Source organism: Chryseobacterium sp. CY350 (genome assembly GCF_027945075.1).
Taxonomy (GTDB): Bacteria; Bacteroidota; Bacteroidia; order Flavobacteriales; family Weeksellaceae; genus Chryseobacterium.
Window position 1 is genome coordinate 2,073,131 of sequence record NZ_CP116034.1, and the last position, 18,598, is coordinate 2,091,728.

18 protein-coding genes are annotated in these 18,598 nt (G+C 34.7%); 14 read left to right on the plus strand and 4 right to left on the minus strand.

Annotated features, from left to right (window positions below; genetic code table 11):
- The first annotated feature begins 458 nt into the window (after positions 1 to 458).
- The gene (locus PGH12_RS09505) at positions 459 to 2,828 is read left to right on the plus strand and encodes a M1 family metallopeptidase (RefSeq protein WP_267599581.1); all 2,370 of its coding nucleotides are present in this window, start codon (positions 459 to 461) and stop codon (positions 2,826 to 2,828) included.
- A gap of 42 nt (positions 2,829 to 2,870) precedes the next feature.
- On the opposite strand, the gene PGH12_RS09510 is transcribed toward PGH12_RS09505, so the two are convergent.
- Positions 2,871 to 3,782, minus strand: coding sequence for a hypothetical protein (locus PGH12_RS09510; RefSeq protein ID WP_267599580.1), 912 nt, complete (start codon positions 3,780 to 3,782; stop codon positions 2,871 to 2,873).
- Positions 3,783 to 3,945: 163 nt separating this feature from the next.
- Here PGH12_RS09510 and PGH12_RS09515 point away from each other — a divergent pair, with 163 nt between their 5' ends.
- The 6 genes from PGH12_RS09515 to PGH12_RS09540 all read left to right on the plus strand — a co-directional run bounded on the left by PGH12_RS09515 (position 3,946) and on the right by PGH12_RS09540 (position 9,731).
- Positions 3,946 to 4,224 carry a co-chaperone GroES gene (locus tag PGH12_RS09515; RefSeq protein ID WP_034723531.1) on the plus strand — a complete coding sequence of 93 codons (279 nt, stop codon included), beginning with the start codon at positions 3,946 to 3,948 and terminating at the stop codon, positions 4,222 to 4,224.
- Between the two features lie 54 nt (positions 4,225 to 4,278).
- Positions 4,279 to 4,635 carry a four helix bundle protein gene (locus tag PGH12_RS09520; RefSeq protein WP_267599575.1) on the plus strand — a complete coding sequence of 119 codons (357 nt, stop codon included), beginning with the start codon at positions 4,279 to 4,281 and terminating at the stop codon, positions 4,633 to 4,635.
- Between the two features lie 65 nt (positions 4,636 to 4,700).
- Entirely contained in the window at positions 4,701 to 6,326 is a 1,626-nt protein-coding gene (gene groL, locus PGH12_RS09525) for a chaperonin GroEL (protein ID WP_267599780.1), read from the plus strand.
- 240 nt (positions 6,327 to 6,566) lie between these two features.
- Positions 6,567 to 7,703, plus strand: coding sequence for an HNH endonuclease (locus PGH12_RS09530; RefSeq protein WP_267599574.1), 1,137 nt, complete (start codon positions 6,567 to 6,569; stop codon positions 7,701 to 7,703).
- Between the two features lie 203 nt (positions 7,704 to 7,906).
- Positions 7,907 to 8,629, plus strand: a complete 723-nt coding sequence (locus PGH12_RS09535; protein ID WP_267599572.1) for a DUF2971 domain-containing protein — start codon at positions 7,907 to 7,909, stop codon at positions 8,627 to 8,629.
- A gap of 175 nt (positions 8,630 to 8,804) precedes the next feature.
- Positions 8,805 to 9,731, plus strand: coding sequence for a Kelch repeat-containing protein (locus PGH12_RS09540; RefSeq protein WP_267599571.1), 927 nt, complete (start codon positions 8,805 to 8,807; stop codon positions 9,729 to 9,731).
- 86 nt (positions 9,732 to 9,817) lie between these two features.
- On the opposite strand, the gene PGH12_RS09545 is transcribed toward PGH12_RS09540, so the two are convergent.
- Together PGH12_RS09545 and PGH12_RS09550 are read right to left on the minus strand one after the other, a co-directional pair.
- Positions 9,818 to 10,030: a tyrosine-type recombinase/integrase gene (locus tag PGH12_RS09545; RefSeq protein WP_267599569.1), complete on the minus strand. Its 213-nt coding sequence runs from the start codon at positions 10,028 to 10,030 to the stop codon at positions 9,818 to 9,820.
- On the minus strand, positions 10,030 to 10,650 hold the full coding sequence (locus tag PGH12_RS09550; protein WP_267599568.1) for a tyrosine-type recombinase/integrase: 621 nt from the start codon (positions 10,648 to 10,650) through the stop codon (positions 10,030 to 10,032). Before PGH12_RS09550 ends, PGH12_RS09545 begins: the two co-directional genes overlap by 1 nt.
- 161 nt (positions 10,651 to 10,811) lie before the next feature.
- Here PGH12_RS09550 and PGH12_RS09555 point away from each other — a divergent pair, with 161 nt between their 5' ends.
- Together PGH12_RS09555 and PGH12_RS09560 are read left to right on the plus strand one after the other, a co-directional pair.
- The gene (locus PGH12_RS09555; protein WP_267599566.1) at positions 10,812 to 11,516 is read left to right on the plus strand and encodes a hypothetical protein; all 705 of its coding nucleotides are present in this window, start codon (positions 10,812 to 10,814) and stop codon (positions 11,514 to 11,516) included.
- Between the two features lie 172 nt (positions 11,517 to 11,688).
- Complete coding sequence (locus tag PGH12_RS09560) at positions 11,689 to 13,632, plus strand: DUF2075 domain-containing protein (protein WP_267599565.1); 1,944 nt, start codon at positions 11,689 to 11,691, stop codon at positions 13,630 to 13,632.
- A gap of 579 nt (positions 13,633 to 14,211) precedes the next feature.
- Here the strand turns inward: PGH12_RS09560 and PGH12_RS09565 are convergent.
- A complete protein-coding gene (locus PGH12_RS09565) occupies positions 14,212 to 15,042 on the minus strand; it encodes a winged helix-turn-helix domain-containing protein (protein WP_267599564.1) in 831 nt (276 codons plus the stop codon).
- A gap of 232 nt (positions 15,043 to 15,274) precedes the next feature.
- On the opposite strand from PGH12_RS09565, the gene PGH12_RS09570 reads away from it, so the two are divergent.
- The 5 genes from PGH12_RS09570 to PGH12_RS09590 all read left to right on the plus strand — a co-directional run bounded on the left by PGH12_RS09570 (position 15,275) and on the right by PGH12_RS09590 (position 18,507).
- Positions 15,275 to 15,814 carry a hypothetical protein gene (locus tag PGH12_RS09570; protein WP_267599560.1) on the plus strand — a complete coding sequence of 180 codons (540 nt, stop codon included), beginning with the start codon at positions 15,275 to 15,277 and terminating at the stop codon, positions 15,812 to 15,814.
- Positions 15,815 to 16,098: 284 nt separating this feature from the next.
- On the plus strand, positions 16,099 to 16,452 hold the full coding sequence (locus PGH12_RS09575; RefSeq protein ID WP_267599558.1) for a DUF2200 domain-containing protein: 354 nt from the start codon (positions 16,099 to 16,101) through the stop codon (positions 16,450 to 16,452).
- A 65-nt stretch (positions 16,453 to 16,517) separates the two neighbouring features.
- Positions 16,518 to 17,441 carry a hypothetical protein gene (locus PGH12_RS09580; protein WP_267599556.1) on the plus strand — a complete coding sequence of 308 codons (924 nt, stop codon included), beginning with the start codon at positions 16,518 to 16,520 and terminating at the stop codon, positions 17,439 to 17,441.
- 90 nt (positions 17,442 to 17,531) lie between these two features.
- On the plus strand, positions 17,532 to 18,323 hold the full coding sequence (locus tag PGH12_RS09585; protein WP_267599555.1) for a T9SS C-terminal target domain-containing protein: 792 nt from the start codon (positions 17,532 to 17,534) through the stop codon (positions 18,321 to 18,323).
- Complete coding sequence (locus tag PGH12_RS09590; protein WP_267599554.1) at positions 18,241 to 18,507, plus strand: T9SS type A sorting domain-containing protein; 267 nt, start codon at positions 18,241 to 18,243, stop codon at positions 18,505 to 18,507. Before PGH12_RS09585 ends, PGH12_RS09590 begins: the two co-directional genes overlap by 83 nt.
- Positions 18,508 to 18,598 lie beyond the last annotated feature (91 nt).

The window sequence follows — 18,598 nt, forward strand, 5'->3', positions numbered from 1 at the left end:
AAAAACGTCAAAATTGATTTGAACTTGTAAAATTTGCTGTTTTACTTTTATAAATTTGGTACTCGATTTAGAAGTATTCTCTGAAAAATAATCTTTTACACCGCAAGAACAGAACTCGCCATCGTGCCAATATAAAATTACATCGTGAGAATATTACTTTACATTTCAATAATATAGAATGACATTACGAGAATATAACTTGACATCGAAAGAATATTACTCATCATCGTAAAAATATTACTTTACCTAACAGAAATATAAAGTTACACTGCGAGAATATCACTTGACATAGCAAGAACATTAAAAACGTTCTCTTTTTACGAATCTTTCATACTCTCTTCAATTTCCTATGCAACCTTTACCATTTATAATTCATAAATAATCAAATCTACCTCTGAAACATTTCTAAATTTTCAAATACTTATTATTATATTTGAAAATTCTTAATTTTTATTTACATGAAACTAAAAGTAACTGCACTTTCGGTATTTCTATATATGGGCTTGTCGGCTCAAAATATTCAAAACAATCCCGGTAGTAACCACGGAAACAGGTTTGAACAGCTGGGAACAATTTTACCGACACCCAATGTTTACAGAGCTGCATCAGGATCTCCCGGACAGGCGTATTGGCAAAACAGGGCTGATTACGACATCATGGCGTATCTTGATGAAGACAAAAGGAATTTAAAGGGTTCGGAAACAGTTACGTATCATAATAATTCGCCGGATGATTTAGATTACATCTGGCTTCAGTTAGATGAAAATCAACAGTCGAGCGTAAAAAAAGCAGATTATCCGTCTTCTTCTACTCTACCGAAATCTTTAAATGATCAACAGCTTAAAACTTCTGATTTACCAGCAAAAGATAACGGCTACGGTGTTAATCTTGAGAAAGTTACAGACGCTTCGGGAAATCCTTTGAAATATACGGTCAATAAAACAATGATGCGTATTGACTTGCCTAAAGTTCTGAAAAAAGGAGAAAAATTTATCTTTAAAATTGAATGGAATTACAATATTCCAAACCGTATGAAAATGGGTGGTCGTGGCGGTTACGAAAACTTTGCTGAAGATGGAAACGACCTATACACAATCACACAATGGTTCCCAAGAATGTGCGTATACAGCGATTTTCAAGGGTGGCAGAATCATCAGTTCACAGGACGGGGTGAATTTGCCTTAGTTTTTGGAAATTATAAAGTTTCTATGAACGTTCCGGCTGATCATGTGATTGGCGGTACCGGAGAATGCAAAAATTACGAACAGGTATTAACTTCTGAACAATTATCGAGATATAAAAAGGCTCAGACTTCTAACGAACCCGTTGAGATCGTAACTTTGGATGAAGCTAAAAAAGCAGAGAAAAATCATTCAAAACAGAGAAAAACATGGGTTTTTGAAGCGAAAGATGTGAGAGATTTTGCATGGACGGCTTCAAGAAAATTTGTCTGGGATGCTATGGGCGTTACAATTCCTGAGAACAATAATAAGGTGATGGCAATGAGCTTTTACCCGAAAGAAGCTTATGGTCTTTATAGAAAATTCTCAACAAAAGCAGTTGCACATACGATTAAAACATATTCAGAATTCACAATTCCTTATCCTTATCCTGTTGCACAATCTGTAGAAGCAGCCAATGGAATGGAATATCCGATGATCTGTTTCAACTTCGGAAGAACAGAAAAAGACGGTACCTACTCTGAAGGAACAAAAAACGGAATGATCGGCGTTATTATTCATGAAGTGGGACACAATTTTTTCCCGATGATCATCAACTCAGACGAAAGACAATGGAGCTGGATGGATGAAGGTTTAAATACATTCACAGAATATCTCACGGAAGAAAAATGGGACAATAAATTTCCATCAAAACGGGGTCCGGCATGGACGATCACTGATTATATGAAACTTCCGAAAGACCAGCTGGAACCAATTATGAGTAATTCTGAAAACATTATTCAGTTTGGTCCGAATGCTTACGCAAAACCTGCAACAGGCTTAAATATTCTTCGTGAAACCATCATGGGAAGAGAACTTTTCGATAAAGCTTTTAAAACGTATTCGAAAAGATGGGCATTTAAGCATCCTGAACCTGCAGATTTTTTCAGAACAATGGAAGATGCAAGTGGTGAAGACCTTGATTGGTTTTGGAGAGGTTGGTTTTACGGAACCGATCCTGTGGATATTGCCATCGATAAAGTTACTATGGCAACACCAGATTTCAACGCATCAAAAGAAGCTGGAGAAATCAAATACAAAGTAGAAAAACCTATTCAGAATGAGTTTGAAGATATTTCTAAAATTAGAAACAGAGAAGATAAAACCATTTCGTTCGAAGTGGAAAAAGATAAAGATCTTCAGGATTTTTACTACCGTTATGACAGAGGACAGGAAAAAGTGGATGTCAATAAAGAATATACCTTTAAAACTGAAGGAAGCAGCTCTTTAGATAAAAAGGATCAGGAAAAATTAAAAAATATGACGGCTTATCAAATAGATTTCGTCAACAAAGGAGGTTTGGTAATGCCCGTTATTCTTGAATTTACATTCGAAGACGGAACAAAATTAAAAGATAAATCTTCTGCACAGATCTGGAGACACAATGAAAGTAAAGTTTCTAAGACCTTCTATTTTGATAAAAAACTTAAATCTATTCAGCTTGATCCAATGAAAGAAACGGCAGACATTGATACGTCAAACAATTTCTGGAGTAATGACGGCGGCAGTTCAGAGACTTCAAAATTCCAGGTCTTTAAACAGAAACAAGATGGTGCCGTACGAGGCGGTGCAAACGGAAGAGTAAACCCGATGCAGGTAAAAAAATAAAAAAATTCGCAGAAATTTCTGCGAATTTTTTTTAAGGTTAAATTAATTGCTTGGTTTAAAGACCGTCCAGTTTGAACCGTCACTGATAAACATCACTGTTTTTGTTTTGGTAGAATCATTATTCAGACCAACCATATAGAAATTATTAGCACCAAATGTACTTGAGGCATTAAATATACTTCCAACCGGAGTTTTAATCTCAGCAGTACGTACATCGGAAATGTTTCTTATGAAAATAATTGCTCCCGGCATAGCAATCGGGCTCGGCAAGATAAAATCATCATCATTATTCGCAGGGTTTACATTAACGACAGTACTTGTAATAAGGTCTCCGTTAGCTGATAACGTTTGAGGAGTTGAACTTATAACTCCGTTCACTTCAAGCTTGGTTTTTGCAGTTCTCAAAGAAGGATCTACTCCGATACCGAAATTTCCATTATTATCAATCGAACTGTTATAATGATCTGCGTAATTGCTTGCATTGCTTGGCGAAGTCCCAAACCAAATCTCGCCACCGCCAGATCTTCCTGTTCTTACCACCATCGATCCCAACAAATTTGGTGCTGTAGCAAAAACATTGTAAGCATACCCTTCGAAAGCTGCGATTGATCTTCCATTTCCCACAAGTGTAGGAAGAGCAGGCGTACCGCCAAACATCATATTATGGTAGGCGATCGACTGAATCGTATTGGTTCCCGAAAACATAGCGATATCAATATCTGCATCTCCTTGACCTATCATTGTTAATAATTCCGTTGGAGTTGTTGTTCCAATCCCTACCTTACCATCTTGCTTTACAGTAAAATCATTGAGTTGCTGTATAAGAGTTGGAGTTGTTGCATTATCTTTTTCACCATCGATATGAAAAATGCCTTTTGGATTATCTGTGTTGATCCCGACTTGAGAATTGAACATGAGCGGACACAGTACACTAAGTAAAACTTTGTAATTCATCATTTATATTTTAAATTCAAATATACAATTTTCTGATATTCAAAATTAAAAAAGTGCCAAAATTTCACATCTTTCATAAAAAATCTGCCAAAACTCTACTTACAGTTCATTGGCATAGATTTAGAGATTTACGAATCAGAAATAATTAAAAAATAAAAATATTATGTCAGTAAACTTTAAACCCTTAGCAGACAGAGTGCTTATTGAGCCCATCGCTGCAGAAACTAAAACAGCTTCAGGTATTATTATTCCAGACACTGCAAAAGAAAAACCTCAGGAAGGTACAGTAGTAGCAGTAGGTCCGGGAAAAAAAGATGAGCCTACAACTGTACAGGTAGGTGACAAAGTTCTTTATGGAAAATATTCTGGTTCCGAATTAAAATTAGACGGAAAAGATTTCTTAATTGTAAAAGAAGGAGATCTTTTAGGAGTAATTGGATAAAATTGCTTCTGGCTTTTGGCTAATAGCTTTTGGCATTAATGCATATAAATTAGCATGAGAGATTTTAAAAAATTTGAAGTTTGGCAATTAAGTCATCAATTAACTTTAAAAATTTATACTTCAACTAAAAGTTTTCCTAAAGAAGAAATTTTTGGATTAACCTCTCAAATCAGAAGATCATTTGCTTCAATTGGATATAATATTTCAGAAGGAAGCGGCAGAAATTCTGACAAGGAATTTGCCAATTTTATCAACATAGCATTAGGGTCATCAAATGAAGCTGAAAACCAATTGCTTCTTGCTAAAGATTTAGGGTACATTAATGAAATAGATTATCAGAATCATTTAGGAGAATTAACAACATTAAAAAAGAAGCTTGTAAGCCTTTGGAACAAGCTTAGAATAAATTAAAAATATAAACTTGCGAATTGCCGGAGCCAAAAGCCAACAGCAATTCGCCAAAAGCAAAAAATAAAATGGCAAAAGAAATAAAATTCGATATCGAGTCAAGAGACGCTCTAAAAAGAGGGGTTGATGCATTGGCTAATGCAGTAAAAGTAACTTTAGGACCAAAAGGTAGAAACGTAGTAATCGAAAAATCTTTCGGTGCACCTCACGTTACTAAAGATGGTGTTTCTGTAGCAAAAGAAATCGAACTTGAAGACAGAGTAGAAAACATGGGAGCGCAAATGGTAAAAGAAGTTGCTTCCAAAACTAATGATATTGCAGGAGACGGTACTACTACCGCTACTGTTTTAGCACAGGCTATCGTAAGAGAAGGTCTTAAGAATGTAGCTGCAGGTGCAAACCCAATGGACTTGAAAAGAGGAATCGACAAAGCAGTAACTGCTGTTGTTGCTAACCTAAAAGAGCAGTCTAAACAAGTTGGTGATTCTACAGAAATGGTGAAGCAGGTTGCTTCAGTTTCTGCAAACAACGACGAAACAATCGGATCTTTGATCGCTGAAGCTTTCGGAAAAGTAGGTAAAGAAGGTGTAATCACTGTAGAGGAAGCTAAAGGTATCGATACAACGGTAGACGTTGTAGAAGGGATGCAGTTTGACAGAGGATACCAGTCTCCATATTTCGTAACGAACCCTGAAAAAATGACCGTTGAATTGGAAAACCCTTACATTCTTTTAGTTGAGAAAAAAATCTCTTCAATGAAAGAATTGCTTCCTGTTCTTGAGCCTATCGCACAAAGCGGAAAATCTTTATTGATTATTTCTGAAGAAGTTGAAGGTGAGGCTTTGGCAACTTTGGTAGTAAACAAATTAAGAGGTTCTCTTAAAATTGCTGCAGTAAAAGCTCCAGGATTTGGTGACAGAAGAAAAGCAATGTTGGAAGATATCGCGATCCTAACTGGTGGACAGGTAATTTCTGAAGAGCAAGGTTTCACAATGGAAAACGTATCTCTGGATATGTTGGGAACTGCTGAAAAAGTATCGATCGACAAAGACAACACAACTGTTGTAAACGGTGGTGGTGAAGAAAGCAAGATCAAAGGTAGAGTAAACCAGATCAAAGCTCAGATGGAAACGACTACTTCTGACTACGACAGAGAAAAACTACAGGAGAGATTGGCTAAATTAGCTGGTGGTGTTGCCGTACTTTACGTAGGTGCCGCTTCGGAAGTTGAAATGAAAGAGAAAAAAGACAGAGTTGACGATGCATTAAACGCTACGAGAGCAGCTGTTGAAGAAGGTATCGTTGCTGGTGGTGGTGTTGCTTTTGTAAGAGCAATCTCTGCTTTGGCGAATCTTGAAGGAATCAATGCTGACGAAACTACTGGTATTAAAATCGTAAAAAGAGCGATCGAAGAGCCATTGAGACAAATCGTTGCCAATGCAGGAGGTGAAGGTTCTGTAATCGTAGCTAAAGTTGCTGAAGGTAACGGAGACTTCGGATACAACGCTAAAACTGACGAGTATGTAAACATGCTTGAAGCAGGAATCATCGACCCTACGAAAGTAACAAGAGTTGCCCTTGAAAACGCAGCTTCAGTTTCTGGAATGCTATTAACTACTGAGTGTGTGATCACTGAAATTAAAAGCGCAGAACCTGCTATGCCAATGGGAGGTGGAATGCCGGGAATGATGTAACGGTCAGCGACCGAGGCAAATATATATATAAACCGTTCTGCTTTTGCAGAGCGGTTTTTTATTTTAATTATGGTTTTTCATAAGGAATTCATATTTTTATATTTTAACTTAGGAGTAAAATATAAATAATTTAATTACAGTGTTTAATAAAGGGGTAGTCTATCACTTATAGAAACATTAAAATTCAGTAGAAAAAATCACAAAACTAAATTACATAGACAAGCAAAGTACTAAGAAGCCATGAGTAAAACGACATTTGATAATATAACAAGAAGTAGTATATGGACTGCACATAATTATTTATGCTTTTATTGCAGCCAAACATTAGACTGGGGAGATTTACAAATTGATCATATCATTCCTGAATCACTTCAAAATAAGCAAAAAGAATTTGACCTCATTAAAAATGATTTAAGATTAGATAAAAATTTTGACCTTAATGAAATTTATAACTTAGTTCCCTCCCACAGTAAGTGTAATTCAAGAAAAAGTGATGATATATTTATAAAAAAAACTATACTATATTATCTTTCTCTTGCTTCAAAAGCTGAACCAAAAGTTAGAACTGAAATTGAAAAGTTGAAAACAAGAAAAAATAAAGGACTAATTATTTCTAAACTTCAATCTGCACTTTCAGCAAGAATTATAAATACCGAAGAATTAAAAAGAATTTTATACGAGGCAGAACAGAAGAGTTGGAATTTAAAAGAAATAAAACTGCCACTCGGAATTGAATTTATCGACGATATCTATGATATATTTTATTTTGACACAAATTTTGACGCTATTTTAGACAAAAAGTTAATGATAAATAGTGAAGATGAATACCTTGAATTAGCAAATGATAACAATGATTTATTTAAGGTTTCTACATTAAATGAATGGAAGGATGCTACTAAAAAAGGGTTTTATCCTATGACAACATATGCAATTAAAATGTCGAATACTTTTACTTTTTTCGAAGAGTTTATTGAAGCTCTACAAAAAGCCAAAATGCCCAAAATTTCATTTATCAATGATCCGTGGATAAAAATAAATATGTTAGAATATTTATCTCCCAATATTATATATGACGCGGAAGGAGGACTAACTGAATATATAAAAGAAGGCTTATCAATTGGGGAATTGGTAAGAAGAGGAATTATAAAATATAGTATTTCCAATGGAATATTTGAATTTGGCTTAAAGTTCGAAGGTTTTGAAACACTATTTTTAGAGCAATTTAGAGCAGATTTTAATGATGACGGAATAGAAGATATTTTTGTCAGTGGCTGGGTAAGGTCAATTCAAGGTACAATGGGATTTGGATTTACAGAAGTATTAACGCGACTTTCTAATAAAAGTCTCATAGATAAAGACTCAATGAATAGTAATTAGATAAGAATCTTAATGACTTATTTGACTTTCCTTTTTTATTATATAAAAATACAGTTTATAATTTCGTTACTACTTTACATAAGCACCTTTCTTAAAATATGACAACAGTTAGCACTGATTTCGCATTATACCACTATTGTGACGAAAATGTATTAAGTTCCATAATATCAAATAAGGAGATTTGGTTATCAGATATAAACTTCATGAATGACGCTACAGAGTTAAAATGGGCTAGGGACCTATTCCTTAACACATTAAAAGCTTATAAAAATGAATTTACCCAAGATTTTAGATTTGCGATAATTAATTCTGTTTTCACAGTCGACAATTACGTGCTACCATTAATTGGTTGCTTTTCTTTTAATGGAGACTTACTAAGTCAATGGAGAGCCTATGCGGATGACGGAAAAGGCTTTTCAATAGGCTTTTCTTCAAACCTAATTCAGCAAGGACTTGGTGTAAATATTCAACCAATAAGTTACGATTTAAAAGAACAAAAAGAAATCATCATAGATAGCCTAAAAGAGTTATTCATAGTTTGGAAAGAAAATAAAAAATTATTCCTTAATATTAGTAAAGGTTTTTCAATAGATTTAAATTACCTAAAAAATCCACATTTTAAAGAGGAGGCGGAAGTTAGAATAGTTCGTCTAATAGTTAAGGATCAGGATTCTCTAAAATATCATGACGTTGGTGGAAATAGCGAAATAAACAAAATACAACCTCTCTCTATTTTAGAAAGAGAACGAAATGGGCAAAAAATTAAATTTATTAAATTGCCAATTACAATTCCCAATCATCAGATAATTAAGGAAATAATTCTTGGTCCAAAGTCAACGCTTGATTATGATAAAGTAAAAAAATTATTAGAATATAATAATTTTAAAAACGTAAAAATAAAAAAATCACAAATCCCTTATAGATAACTGAAATAGAATAATGAAAGTATAGTAATTCCCTGCTAGTGCGAGCGTCTCGCTCGCATCATAAATATAAAAACCGCTCAATTCCAAGAGCGGTTTTCCATTTCAAAACAAACTCGATAATGCAAATTTACAATCCCCCACTTTTCCCTATCTTTAAAACCAAATCCCATCATCATTGAAAACAAAATTATTACTCCTTTCACTTTTCGGTTTCTGCTTAGCCAATGCACAAACCCTAAATTTTAAACATCTTTCGGATATGTCTGTTCGCAGAGGAGCGATAAGCAGTGCTATTGCAGATGACAATATCTATGTGAGCAATGGTTATAAAGATTCGGATGGTAACGCTACCATTATTGAGAAATACAGTATTAAAGATAACCGTTGGAGTGTAATCAATTCTACTTTGGTTCCTAAAAGATTTGCCAATTCGGAGACTTACGGTAATAAAATTTATATTTTTAACGGGTGGGGAAACAGCCATCTTGAAATTATAGATCTTGAAACTCATCAAAAAACGAAGGGAGCTGTTAATCATGCCTACACAGGAAATGCAGGTTCTGCCATCCATAACGGAAAAATATATACGTTCGGCGGAAGTGGGCTAAACAATGCCGCCACAACTGTATTTTCTGATAGATTCCAATATTACGACATCGCTTCAGACACATGGCATCCATTACCGAATATGCCAACAGCCAGAGAAGCAAGGGGCAAAATAGTGAATGATAAGCTTTATGTTATTGGTGGTTTTAACGGTACATCATCCCGTTTGGTGAACGTGTTTGATCTCAACAAAAATCAATGGACTGAGCAATATACGATGCCTGATGCAATATCGGGTCATTCATTAGCGGTATCCGGTAATAAGATTTTTATTGCAGGAGGTTACAACAATCAATCTTTTCTGGCCTACTTTGATACAGAGACCAATACGTTGCATAAGTTATCATCCAATATGATTCCCAGAAGACATGCTGCTGCGGAAATATATAATGATAAATTATACATCATCGGCGGAAGTACAACATCCTCAACAAAATCATCTATTAAAAGCATTCAGGTTGCTGATATTAGCCAAGAAGCTCTTTCTGCTAAATAATCAATGAAGATGTATTTAAATCAACAGCGTGTCGCTGAGAATATATAAAATTAAAACCGTTCAGATTTTTCTGAGCGGTTTTGTTTTTAAAGAAAATCCAGTGGACTTTTTACTTGAAACCTTGTGACATCGGTAATATGGGTATAGATTTCTGTTGTTTTTATATTATTATGTCCCAAAAGCTCCTTAATAATCCTGATATCTACACCGTTTTCTAAAAGATGAGTTGCATAGGAATGTCTCAGGGTACGAACAGATGCAGGAGAATCTAAACCCGCTTTTTTCAAGGAAGCTTTCATTATCTGTTGCACACTGCGCTGGGATATTTCTTATTTTCAGGACCTTCAAATAAATATTTTGTAGGGTTATAGATTTTATAATATTCTCTCAATAGCTCAACAAGTTTGGAGGAGAGCATTACTACTCTATCTTTATTTCCTTTTGATTGTCTGATCAGGAGGATATTTTGATCTGTTTTGATATCAGAAATTTTAAGTTCTAATAATTCACCTAATCTTAGACCACACGAGTAAATGGTTGTAAGAATTGCTTTATGCTTTATGTTGGAAGTAGAATCTAAAATCTTTTTCACCTCTTTTTTAGTTAGAAATTTTGGTAATTTATTTTCACTTCTCTGAGGGTAAAGATGTTTTAAATTGACTGTTCTTTGAAAAGTTTCTTTATAAAATTTCACAATAGTGGAAATCATTGCTTTTTGATAAGATGATCCCACTTTTTTCTTTTCAACGAGCCAGATAACAAAATCTTCCAATTGTTTTTGTGTGATATCTTCAGGTTGAAACTTTGCGGAAAGTTTCAAAAAATAAGACAAATGAGAGGTATAGGTTTTAATACTGCTTTTTGCATACCGCTGAAGGCGCAATATCGTAGCAAAATCTTCTACATAATTTTTATTCATTTTTAAAATTTGTGCGTTTATCCAAATATAATAAATTTTAATCTTTTGATTAACAAATAGATAACTAAATTTAAAACAACATTAGCGCAATTTTGTATAGTGCATATTGGCGCATTGCGTAAATTTGGATGTTAGCAGACATTTTAAACCATTATTACGTAATGAAACAAATTTTTCAAATTTTAGCCTTATTAATTATTTTTTCCTGCAGCAAAGTTGGAGTTTCTAAAACTGAAGTTGAAGCGGTTGATAAAGTTTTTCAATTTTATGGTGGACAAGTAAATCGTTCAATAGGATTTAAAATCGCAAATGGAAAAAAAGCAAATTATTTTGAATTGCAAGTAAGTAAAAGTGATTTATTGAATAATGAACAAAGATATCTAACAGAGCAAGCTGGAAATATTGCTTATATATTTTACACCAATTTAAAAGATGAGAAGTCAAATTATAATGAAATACGAGTTAAAATCGATTTAGATAATGCAACTTCTCAAGAATATAATTTTTCCACCACAGAATTGAAAGAAATTGAAGAGTTATATCCTGAAATTGAAAAAACAAAAAATTTTATTAGAGATGCTGATTATAAATCTCTTATTAGAGATTCTGATTATAAATCTCTTGCAACTCAAAATGGAGAAATTGGTGTTGGCATTACTGAAAATAAATTAAAAAATATCTTTGACCAACGAACATCAGAATTTGGAAATATTAAACAAATTCAAAATCAAGGATTTAGTTTCCATAAATCTGAATATCGTGGAGACTTTATAAATGTAAAAGAAGTAATACTTTTTGACAAAAATGCTGAAGATATGATTTTAAGTTATGATCGTAAAACAAAAAAATTAATTGCAATCTATTAACCATAAAAAAACTTCTGCTAACAAGGGTTTTGCTATAGTGGGGCTAAACTGCAAAGTTCAACAGCAGTTCTTCGATTGAACTTTTGTGCAAAACTGAACATTTTCGCTTCGATTGCCCCACCATCGCAAAGCCCCAAAACGTTACAAGCAACCCTTAAAATACGACAACATAATGCCAGGAAAATATCAAAATAAAATTTCCGAATTTCTAAAAGCAGACAATGAAACTGTTGTTGGTCATTTAGCTATTGGTGTTACAAATCACCAGCTTTTAATGCAGCAAAGAACATCCTGGAATCATCAAGTTACATTTTTAAAAGAAGCGTTTCAGCATCTGCCACAAGACTGGCAATTGATCCTTGAATATCCAATTCCCAGACGTTCAAAACGAATTGACGTTATTCTTTTGGCTAACGACTTAATTTTCGTAATTGAATTTAAAGACAAGGAAACAAAATACATGCCTGACGCTATTAGCCAAGTAGAGGACTACTCGTTAGACCTTAGAGATTTTCATAAACAATCAGCATCATTTGCTTTAATACCAATTGTTTGGGCATCTGAAGCAACGGATAAATCAAATCGACTGTTCGACAACGGAGACTTTGTAAAACCAACATTGTTTTCAAATAGACAGAATTTGCATTCAACAATCAAATCCGCATTTGAATTTTATACAAATACAACGAATACGAAAATAGATCCAGGTGATTGGAACAATAGTGAATATCTTCCCACTCCTACAATTATAGAAGCAGCTCAACATCTTTTTTCTGGGCAAAATGTAAGAGAGATTTCTCGTTCGCACGCTGGTTCAGAAAATTTAACTGACACCACAAATGCTATATTAAAAGCAATTAAAGATGCTCAAGAGAAAGATGAGAAAATCATATGTTTTATTACTGGTGTTCCTGGTGCAGGAAAAACTTTGGCAGGACTAAATATAGTTCACAACGTTGAAAATCATTCAGGAAAAGGGGTTTTCCTATCTGGAAACGGCCCATTAGTAAAAGTATTAACTGAAGCATTAGCGAGAGATAATTCAAAAAGAAATCAAATATCATTGGTCCAATCAAGGAGAGAAATTGCCTTCGTTCAGAATGTTCATCAGTTTCTTGACTTCTACCATAATAACGACCAGACTCCACAAGACAAAATAATTCTATTTGACGAAGCTCAAAGAGCTTGGAACGCGGAACATTCAAAAAGAAAATTTGATAGAGACTTTTCAGAAGCAGAAATGTTGTTCAACATAATGAATAGAAACGAAGGTTGGGCTGTCATTGTTGCATTAATTGGCAGTGGGCAAGAGATAAACACCGGAGAAGCTGGACTTGCAGAATGGGGCAAAACGATAAGTGAAAAGTTTTCAAATTGGAGAATTTATATTTCACCCGAACTTAAAGATGGAACTTCAAATATTGCGAACTATAAACTTTTTGAAACTGCACCGACTAACCTTTCAATTACAGAGTTGCCAGAGCTACATTTAAAAGTTTCTATTAGGTCTTATAAAGCAGAAAAGCTTTCCGAATGGGTTGTGGCACTTTTAGAAGATGAACCATTAACAGCTAAAGAGCTTTTGCAAAATCATCTAAAGGATTATCCAATTTTCATAACTCGTAATCTTGAGACAGCTAGAAAGTTTTTAAGAAATAGAAATCGAGGACATAGACGTACTGGAATAGTAGCAAGTTCTGGTGCCAGACGGCTAAAGCCTTTTGGGCTGGACGTAACCGCAGAAATTGATGTTGCTAACTGGTTTCTAAATCCTAAAGAAGATGTTCGTTCATCTTGCTTTTTAGAATTACCTGCAACTGAATTTGCAGTTCAAGGTTTGGAACTTGACTGGGTTGGTCTTTGCTGGGGTGACGACTTTAGGAAAGAAGATTCCGGTTGGTCTTTTCACGCATTTAAAGGAACTAAATGGCAACTTGAAAGACAAGATGAAAGAAAGCAGTTTATAAAAAACAAGTATCGTGTTTTATTAACTCGTGGACGTGAAGGTTTAATTATATTCATTCCAGAAGGTTCTGAGACTGACCACACGAGACCAAATAAAAATTACGATACAACATATGATTATTTAAAACGGACAGGAATAAAAGAACTTTAAAATAATGACAAAAAAAGGGCAGCTTGTAACAGCGGTTTGGCAAAAGTGGCGGTTTCGTGTTCCGCAGACACATTTGTGGTTAATCAAAGTTTGGTTCTCCGCATCAACATTTGTGGTTAAATCGCTACCTTCGCCAAGCCGCAAACCGTTAGCTAGATGTTGCAGATTTCCAATCCCGTGACTTATACTTTCGGTGCAGCAAAAGAGTTTCCAATGTCATAAAAGCAAAAAGCCACAAACCCATTTCGATAAAACCTTCAACCACTTCAACATAACTTTCAACTGATCCGTTGAAGGCGTCAACTTATTCGTAAAGTCAATCAATCATTTCGAAGAAGCGATTAACCAATTCGAAGAGGCAATTAAGTGTTTCGAACCGCCGTTCAACCAGTTAGAAGAAGCAATCAACCATTCTGAAGACGCGATCAACTATTCCGAAAAGGCAATCAACCACTCCGAAGAGGCAATCAAGTACAATTTGTTACATTTCAGCACTTTACAAGCCTTTTCAATCTCTAGGATATTCAAATATTATCAATTGTAACTTTTAACAAGAACAATTTAGACCCAACAGTTCTCTTAAGAATTAATTTCCAGCCTATACCCTTTCCCGCGGATCACCACAATTTTAATATGAGGATCGATCTCTAGTTTTTTTCTGAGTTTTGAGATAAACATATCCAGACTTCGTCCTACAATCACGCCGTCATCTTCCCAGATTTCCTTTTGCAGTCGGCTTCTCTCGATGATTTCGTTGGGAGACGATGCGAAAATGAGCAATACTCTACTTTCCGTTGCAGTAAGATCGATGGTCTTATCATCAATGATCAGTTTTCTGTTTTTGGAATCAAATACTATCGAACCCAAAGTGAAAAGATCATTTTGCTGAATTTCGGGTACAGCTTTTCTTGATTTTAAAGATTTAGATTTAAATAAAACAAGACCCATAAAAGCTAAAAACGAAAAGCCACCAACAAGAAAAGCACCTTTGGTAGTGTTGATCGCAGTGGGTTTAAATTTAAGGTTGATCATATAACAAGCTTTGGGTTGTTTTCTTCCCAGGCAAGATACAATGTCATCTTTTTGATTCCTGGAAACCGAATATCCATAAGCGACACTGGAGTTTTTACAGTTGAGAACGTTGACAATATAATCACTTGACATCTGATCTTTAGCCAGCAGACGTTTAGTAAGATTTACCAAAGAATCGGGTTGAAAAGTAAGTTCATCCTCAAAACTAATTTGATATTCATTTTCTCCGATCTTTTTTACAGGAAGGACTCTTGAAGTACGGTCGCCCGACTGCAAAAGCAATTCATGTCCTACCCTTCTAAGTAACACTTCCCTCTTGGCAACGTCAAAGTCTTCACGACTGTCTGTATCGAAAGCCGCAAAAATGGTAAAGATCATTGAGAGCAAAATCAATAAGAAAATGTATTTGCGTGATCCAGAGAAGAGATTTTGGCTAATTTGCATAGTGTCAAGTCATTATTTACAAAGTTTACAATTTTATTTACAATCTGAATCCCCAAATCTGAAAAATATCAAAGTATTTTCGCTGAACAAATCTGATCAAAACAAAAGTATCACGTATCAAATCTGACTGATCAGGAAATGTCTAACAATTTAAATCTAAAAAATTATGAAAAAACTAATGTATGCAATGGCCGCAACACTTGTTGTAGCAAGCGGATTTCTATTTGCCAATCGCGAAATTAAGAATGAAACTGCACAAAAAATATCAGTAAAAACACTGACTTCCACAGAAAGAGACCTGGAAAAGGAAAAATGGGAAGCTACACCTGCAGGCGTTAATTTCAAAAAGTGGGAAGTTTCTCCTGCAGGAAAAAAGGTGTATGCCGCGGAAGATAAAATCTGGAAAAACCTTAAAAATTTTACTGGTATGGAAGGAGTTGTAACATCACTTTCTCTTCCGCAAGAATCGAAATTGGGATTTGGAATGATGATCAGGATTAATAATGATGACTATATCGTAACATTTGATGCAGAAAAAACGCAGCTTAAGCAATTAAAAAACCTGAAAGTGAACGATAAAATAGTAATAAAAAGTCACTACGTATCCCATGCTCCGAAATATTTTTATCCGATCATATCATGCGAATCTGCAGCACAAGATGGTAAAGTAATCTTTAAAAGAATTCTGCGAAAAGGAGGTTGCTGAGAATTGCTTTTACTAAGAAATAATTTTATTATTGATTATAATTCAAGGTATTGCTGCTTAAATATAGTGATCTCAAATTCATCATCACAGTGAAAACTTTCTTGCTATTTATAAACCGTTTTACTTATGTAAAACGGTTTTTTATTATTTTTACGAGAGAATATTAGAATTATGAAGAAATATTTGTTTGCCTATTTTCTTATCTGCTTTGAATGTTTTCTTTCTGCCTCAATTCATTCTTCATTACATAAAGAAAGTTAACTGACATCAAAATCTAAATACAAATGCAAAACACAAGAATTTTTACGACATCATTTGCCAGCGTTTACCCACATTATATTGCAAAAGCAGAGAAGAAAGGCCGAACAAGAGAAGAACTTCATCAGATCATTTTTTGGCTGACAGGATACAATGAAAAAAGCCTCGAAGAGATATTGCAAAACAGAACAGATTTTAAAACCTTTTTTGATGAAGCGCCACAAATAAATCCTAATGTTGTTTTAATAAAAGGCGTCATTTGCGGGTATCGTGTAGAAGAGATAGAGGAGGAACTGATGAGAAACATTCGATATCTTGATAAAATGGTTGACGAGCTGGCAAAAGGGAAAGCAATGGAGAAAATCTTAAGAAAAAACTAAAAGCAATGTAATATCTGCACTTTCTGAGTTGTCATCAACTTATACTTTAACTGTTGTACCCAAATATGAAATACTCTTTTCTTACGTTGCTATTTATTTTCTTTTTTTCTAAAACCTTTTCACAGGAGGCAGAAAAAGTAACCTTCTCTGACTCTAAAAACTTCTATTACCGCATCGTTCCGGAAGATCAACCTGAAGGAATGATCATTGTGCTGCCGGGTGGTGGCGAAAGTGCAGAAAGGGTGATGAATCAAATTTATCTTGAAGAACTGGCCTTTGATAAAAACATTCTGGTGCTCTTTCCTAACTGGGAAGAAGAAGGAGATTTTTTCTTTAAAGAAGATCAGAAATTTCTTGACAGAATTGCTAAAGACAATGTCGAAAAATATAAAATTCCTAAAAGTAAAATCTCTATTGGCGGTCTTTCCGGTGGCGGAATGTTGGCTGTTACCTACGCAGAAAGTGCTGTACGTGATAAGAATACTTACTTCGTTCCCAATTCGATATTTGCCATAGACCCACCGCTAGATTATGAAAATATGTACTACCGACTGGAAAGAGATATTGAAAGAAATTTTTCGGAAGCAGCAGTAAACGAAGCTAAGATGTTTAATAAAGAATTGGTAGCAGCCATCGGAAAGCCTGATAAAAACAGAGAAAAATATTTGCAGAAATCGATGTTTACCTATCGTGATAAAGACGGCGGAAACGCAAAATATCTTTTAAACATTCCGATTCTGATGTATACTGAGCCCGGAATTATTTGGCAGATGCAGAATAGAGGAAGAGATCTCTACGACCTCAACTGCACAGATATTACCGCAATGATGAATTTACTAAAACTAAAAGGACACAAAAATGCCGATTTAATTATTACTAACGACAGAGGGATAAGACCTGAGGGCATCAGACATCCGCATTCCTGGAGTATCATGGATTCTGAGGAATGCCTAAACTGGATCATAAAACATTTTAAATCTCAGCAATAAAATTGAGGATTACAAAATTCACTATAACCTGATTATCAAATAAATAAAAAATCGATTTACTTTTTGATTATCTTTATCGAAAAAGTAAATATGAAAACAACTTTATTCTTTTTATGTGCATCTGCTGCGGTTTTATCTGCACAAACAACGATTACAAAAGCATTTAATGATCCATTGATCGGCGAAACCATAAATAATGTGAATGTGAACGGAACCGTAAATAATTCGGCTACCGGAGCAAATACAACTTTCACAAACAGCAGTCTGACACAAGGATCCGCATCGGTAACGACCTACTCTGCTCCATCAGCAGGCGAAATAACTACATTTCCGGGGTCGACCCTCAAAATGGTGGGCGGAGGAAGTACAGTTTATTATAAGCAGACCGCCACAAAATTGGAAATTACAGGACTGGTAACCACCGATGCAACCCTCAACTTTTCTTCGAACAACGGAACATTTATCAGTTATCCTGCAGGCTTTGGATTTTCTGAAAATGATGCCGCCGCAGGAACTTTTTCATCTACCGCTGGTTCAGGAAATTTCAGCGGAACTATCACTATTGACGCAGACGCATCAGGAACGCTTCTGATTGGATCGAAAACCTACACCAATATTTTAAGGATTAAATCTGTACAGAATTTTAATCTGACGGTGTTTGGGTTTTCTGTGGGAACGGTTGTGAATACAGCATATTCTTATTATGACAGCGTGCACAAATTTCCGCTTCTAAGCACAACGAATGCTGTAATTACAGTGCAGGGAACTCCACAAAGCACCAATATTGCACAGGCTCTTAATGAAACTTTTCTGGCAGTATCTGATTTCACGAAAAAAGATTCATTCAAAATTTATCCTAATCCCGCATCCGATTTTTATTGAATTCCAAGGAGATCTGTCAAAATATTCTACAGCCAACATTTACAGTTTAGACGGAAAATTGATTAAAATGTCAGATTTAAAATCAGGAAAAATACAGATTTCGGAATTGCCTTCTGCTTCTTATTTTATTGAAGTTTCTGGAAATAAATCACAGTCTGAAAGTGTAAAATTCATTAAAAAGTAATTATCTTTAACTAATTGAAAAAATACGAGCCGTTTTAAATTTTTTTAGAACGGTTTTTGATTTAACGAAATTGTAATTTAAAATTGTTTTA

Coding starts and splice junctions, on each gene's coding strand:
- groL (WP_267599780.1), top strand. CDS start 4,701: ATGGCAAAAGAAATAAAATTCGATATCGAGTCAAGAGACGCTCTAAAA.
- PGH12_RS09580 (WP_267599556.1), top strand. CDS start 16,518: ATGAAATACTCTTTTCTTACGTTGCTATTTATTTTCTTTTTTTCTAAA.
- PGH12_RS09505 (WP_267599581.1), top strand. CDS start 459: ATGAAACTAAAAGTAACTGCACTTTCGGTATTTCTATATATGGGCTTG.
- PGH12_RS09520 (WP_267599575.1), top strand. CDS start 4,279: ATGAGAGATTTTAAAAAATTTGAAGTTTGGCAATTAAGTCATCAATTA.
- PGH12_RS09510 (WP_267599580.1), bottom strand. CDS start 3,782: ATGAATTACAAAGTTTTACTTAGTGTACTGTGTCCGCTCATGTTCAAT.
- PGH12_RS09570 (WP_267599560.1), top strand. CDS start 15,275: ATGAAAAAACTAATGTATGCAATGGCCGCAACACTTGTTGTAGCAAGC.
- PGH12_RS09565 (WP_267599564.1), bottom strand. CDS start 15,042: ATGATCTTTACCATTTTTGCGGCTTTCGATACAGACAGTCGTGAAGAC.
- PGH12_RS09550 (WP_267599568.1), bottom strand. CDS start 10,650: ATGAATAAAAATTATGTAGAAGATTTTGCTACGATATTGCGCCTTCAG.
- PGH12_RS09545 (WP_267599569.1), bottom strand. CDS start 10,030: ATGAAAGCTTCCTTGAAAAAAGCGGGTTTAGATTCTCCTGCATCTGTT.
- PGH12_RS09515 (WP_034723531.1), top strand. CDS start 3,946: ATGTCAGTAAACTTTAAACCCTTAGCAGACAGAGTGCTTATTGAGCCC.
- PGH12_RS09555 (WP_267599566.1), top strand. CDS start 10,812: ATGAAACAAATTTTTCAAATTTTAGCCTTATTAATTATTTTTTCCTGC.
- PGH12_RS09590 (WP_267599554.1), top strand. CDS start 18,241: ATGAAACTTTTCTGGCAGTATCTGATTTCACGAAAAAAGATTCATTCA.
- PGH12_RS09530 (WP_267599574.1), top strand. CDS start 6,567: ATGAGTAAAACGACATTTGATAATATAACAAGAAGTAGTATATGGACT.
- PGH12_RS09585 (WP_267599555.1), top strand. CDS start 17,532: ATGAAAACAACTTTATTCTTTTTATGTGCATCTGCTGCGGTTTTATCT.
- PGH12_RS09535 (WP_267599572.1), top strand. CDS start 7,907: ATGAATGACGCTACAGAGTTAAAATGGGCTAGGGACCTATTCCTTAAC.
- PGH12_RS09560 (WP_267599565.1), top strand. CDS start 11,689: ATGCCAGGAAAATATCAAAATAAAATTTCCGAATTTCTAAAAGCAGAC.
- PGH12_RS09575 (WP_267599558.1), top strand. CDS start 16,099: ATGCAAAACACAAGAATTTTTACGACATCATTTGCCAGCGTTTACCCA.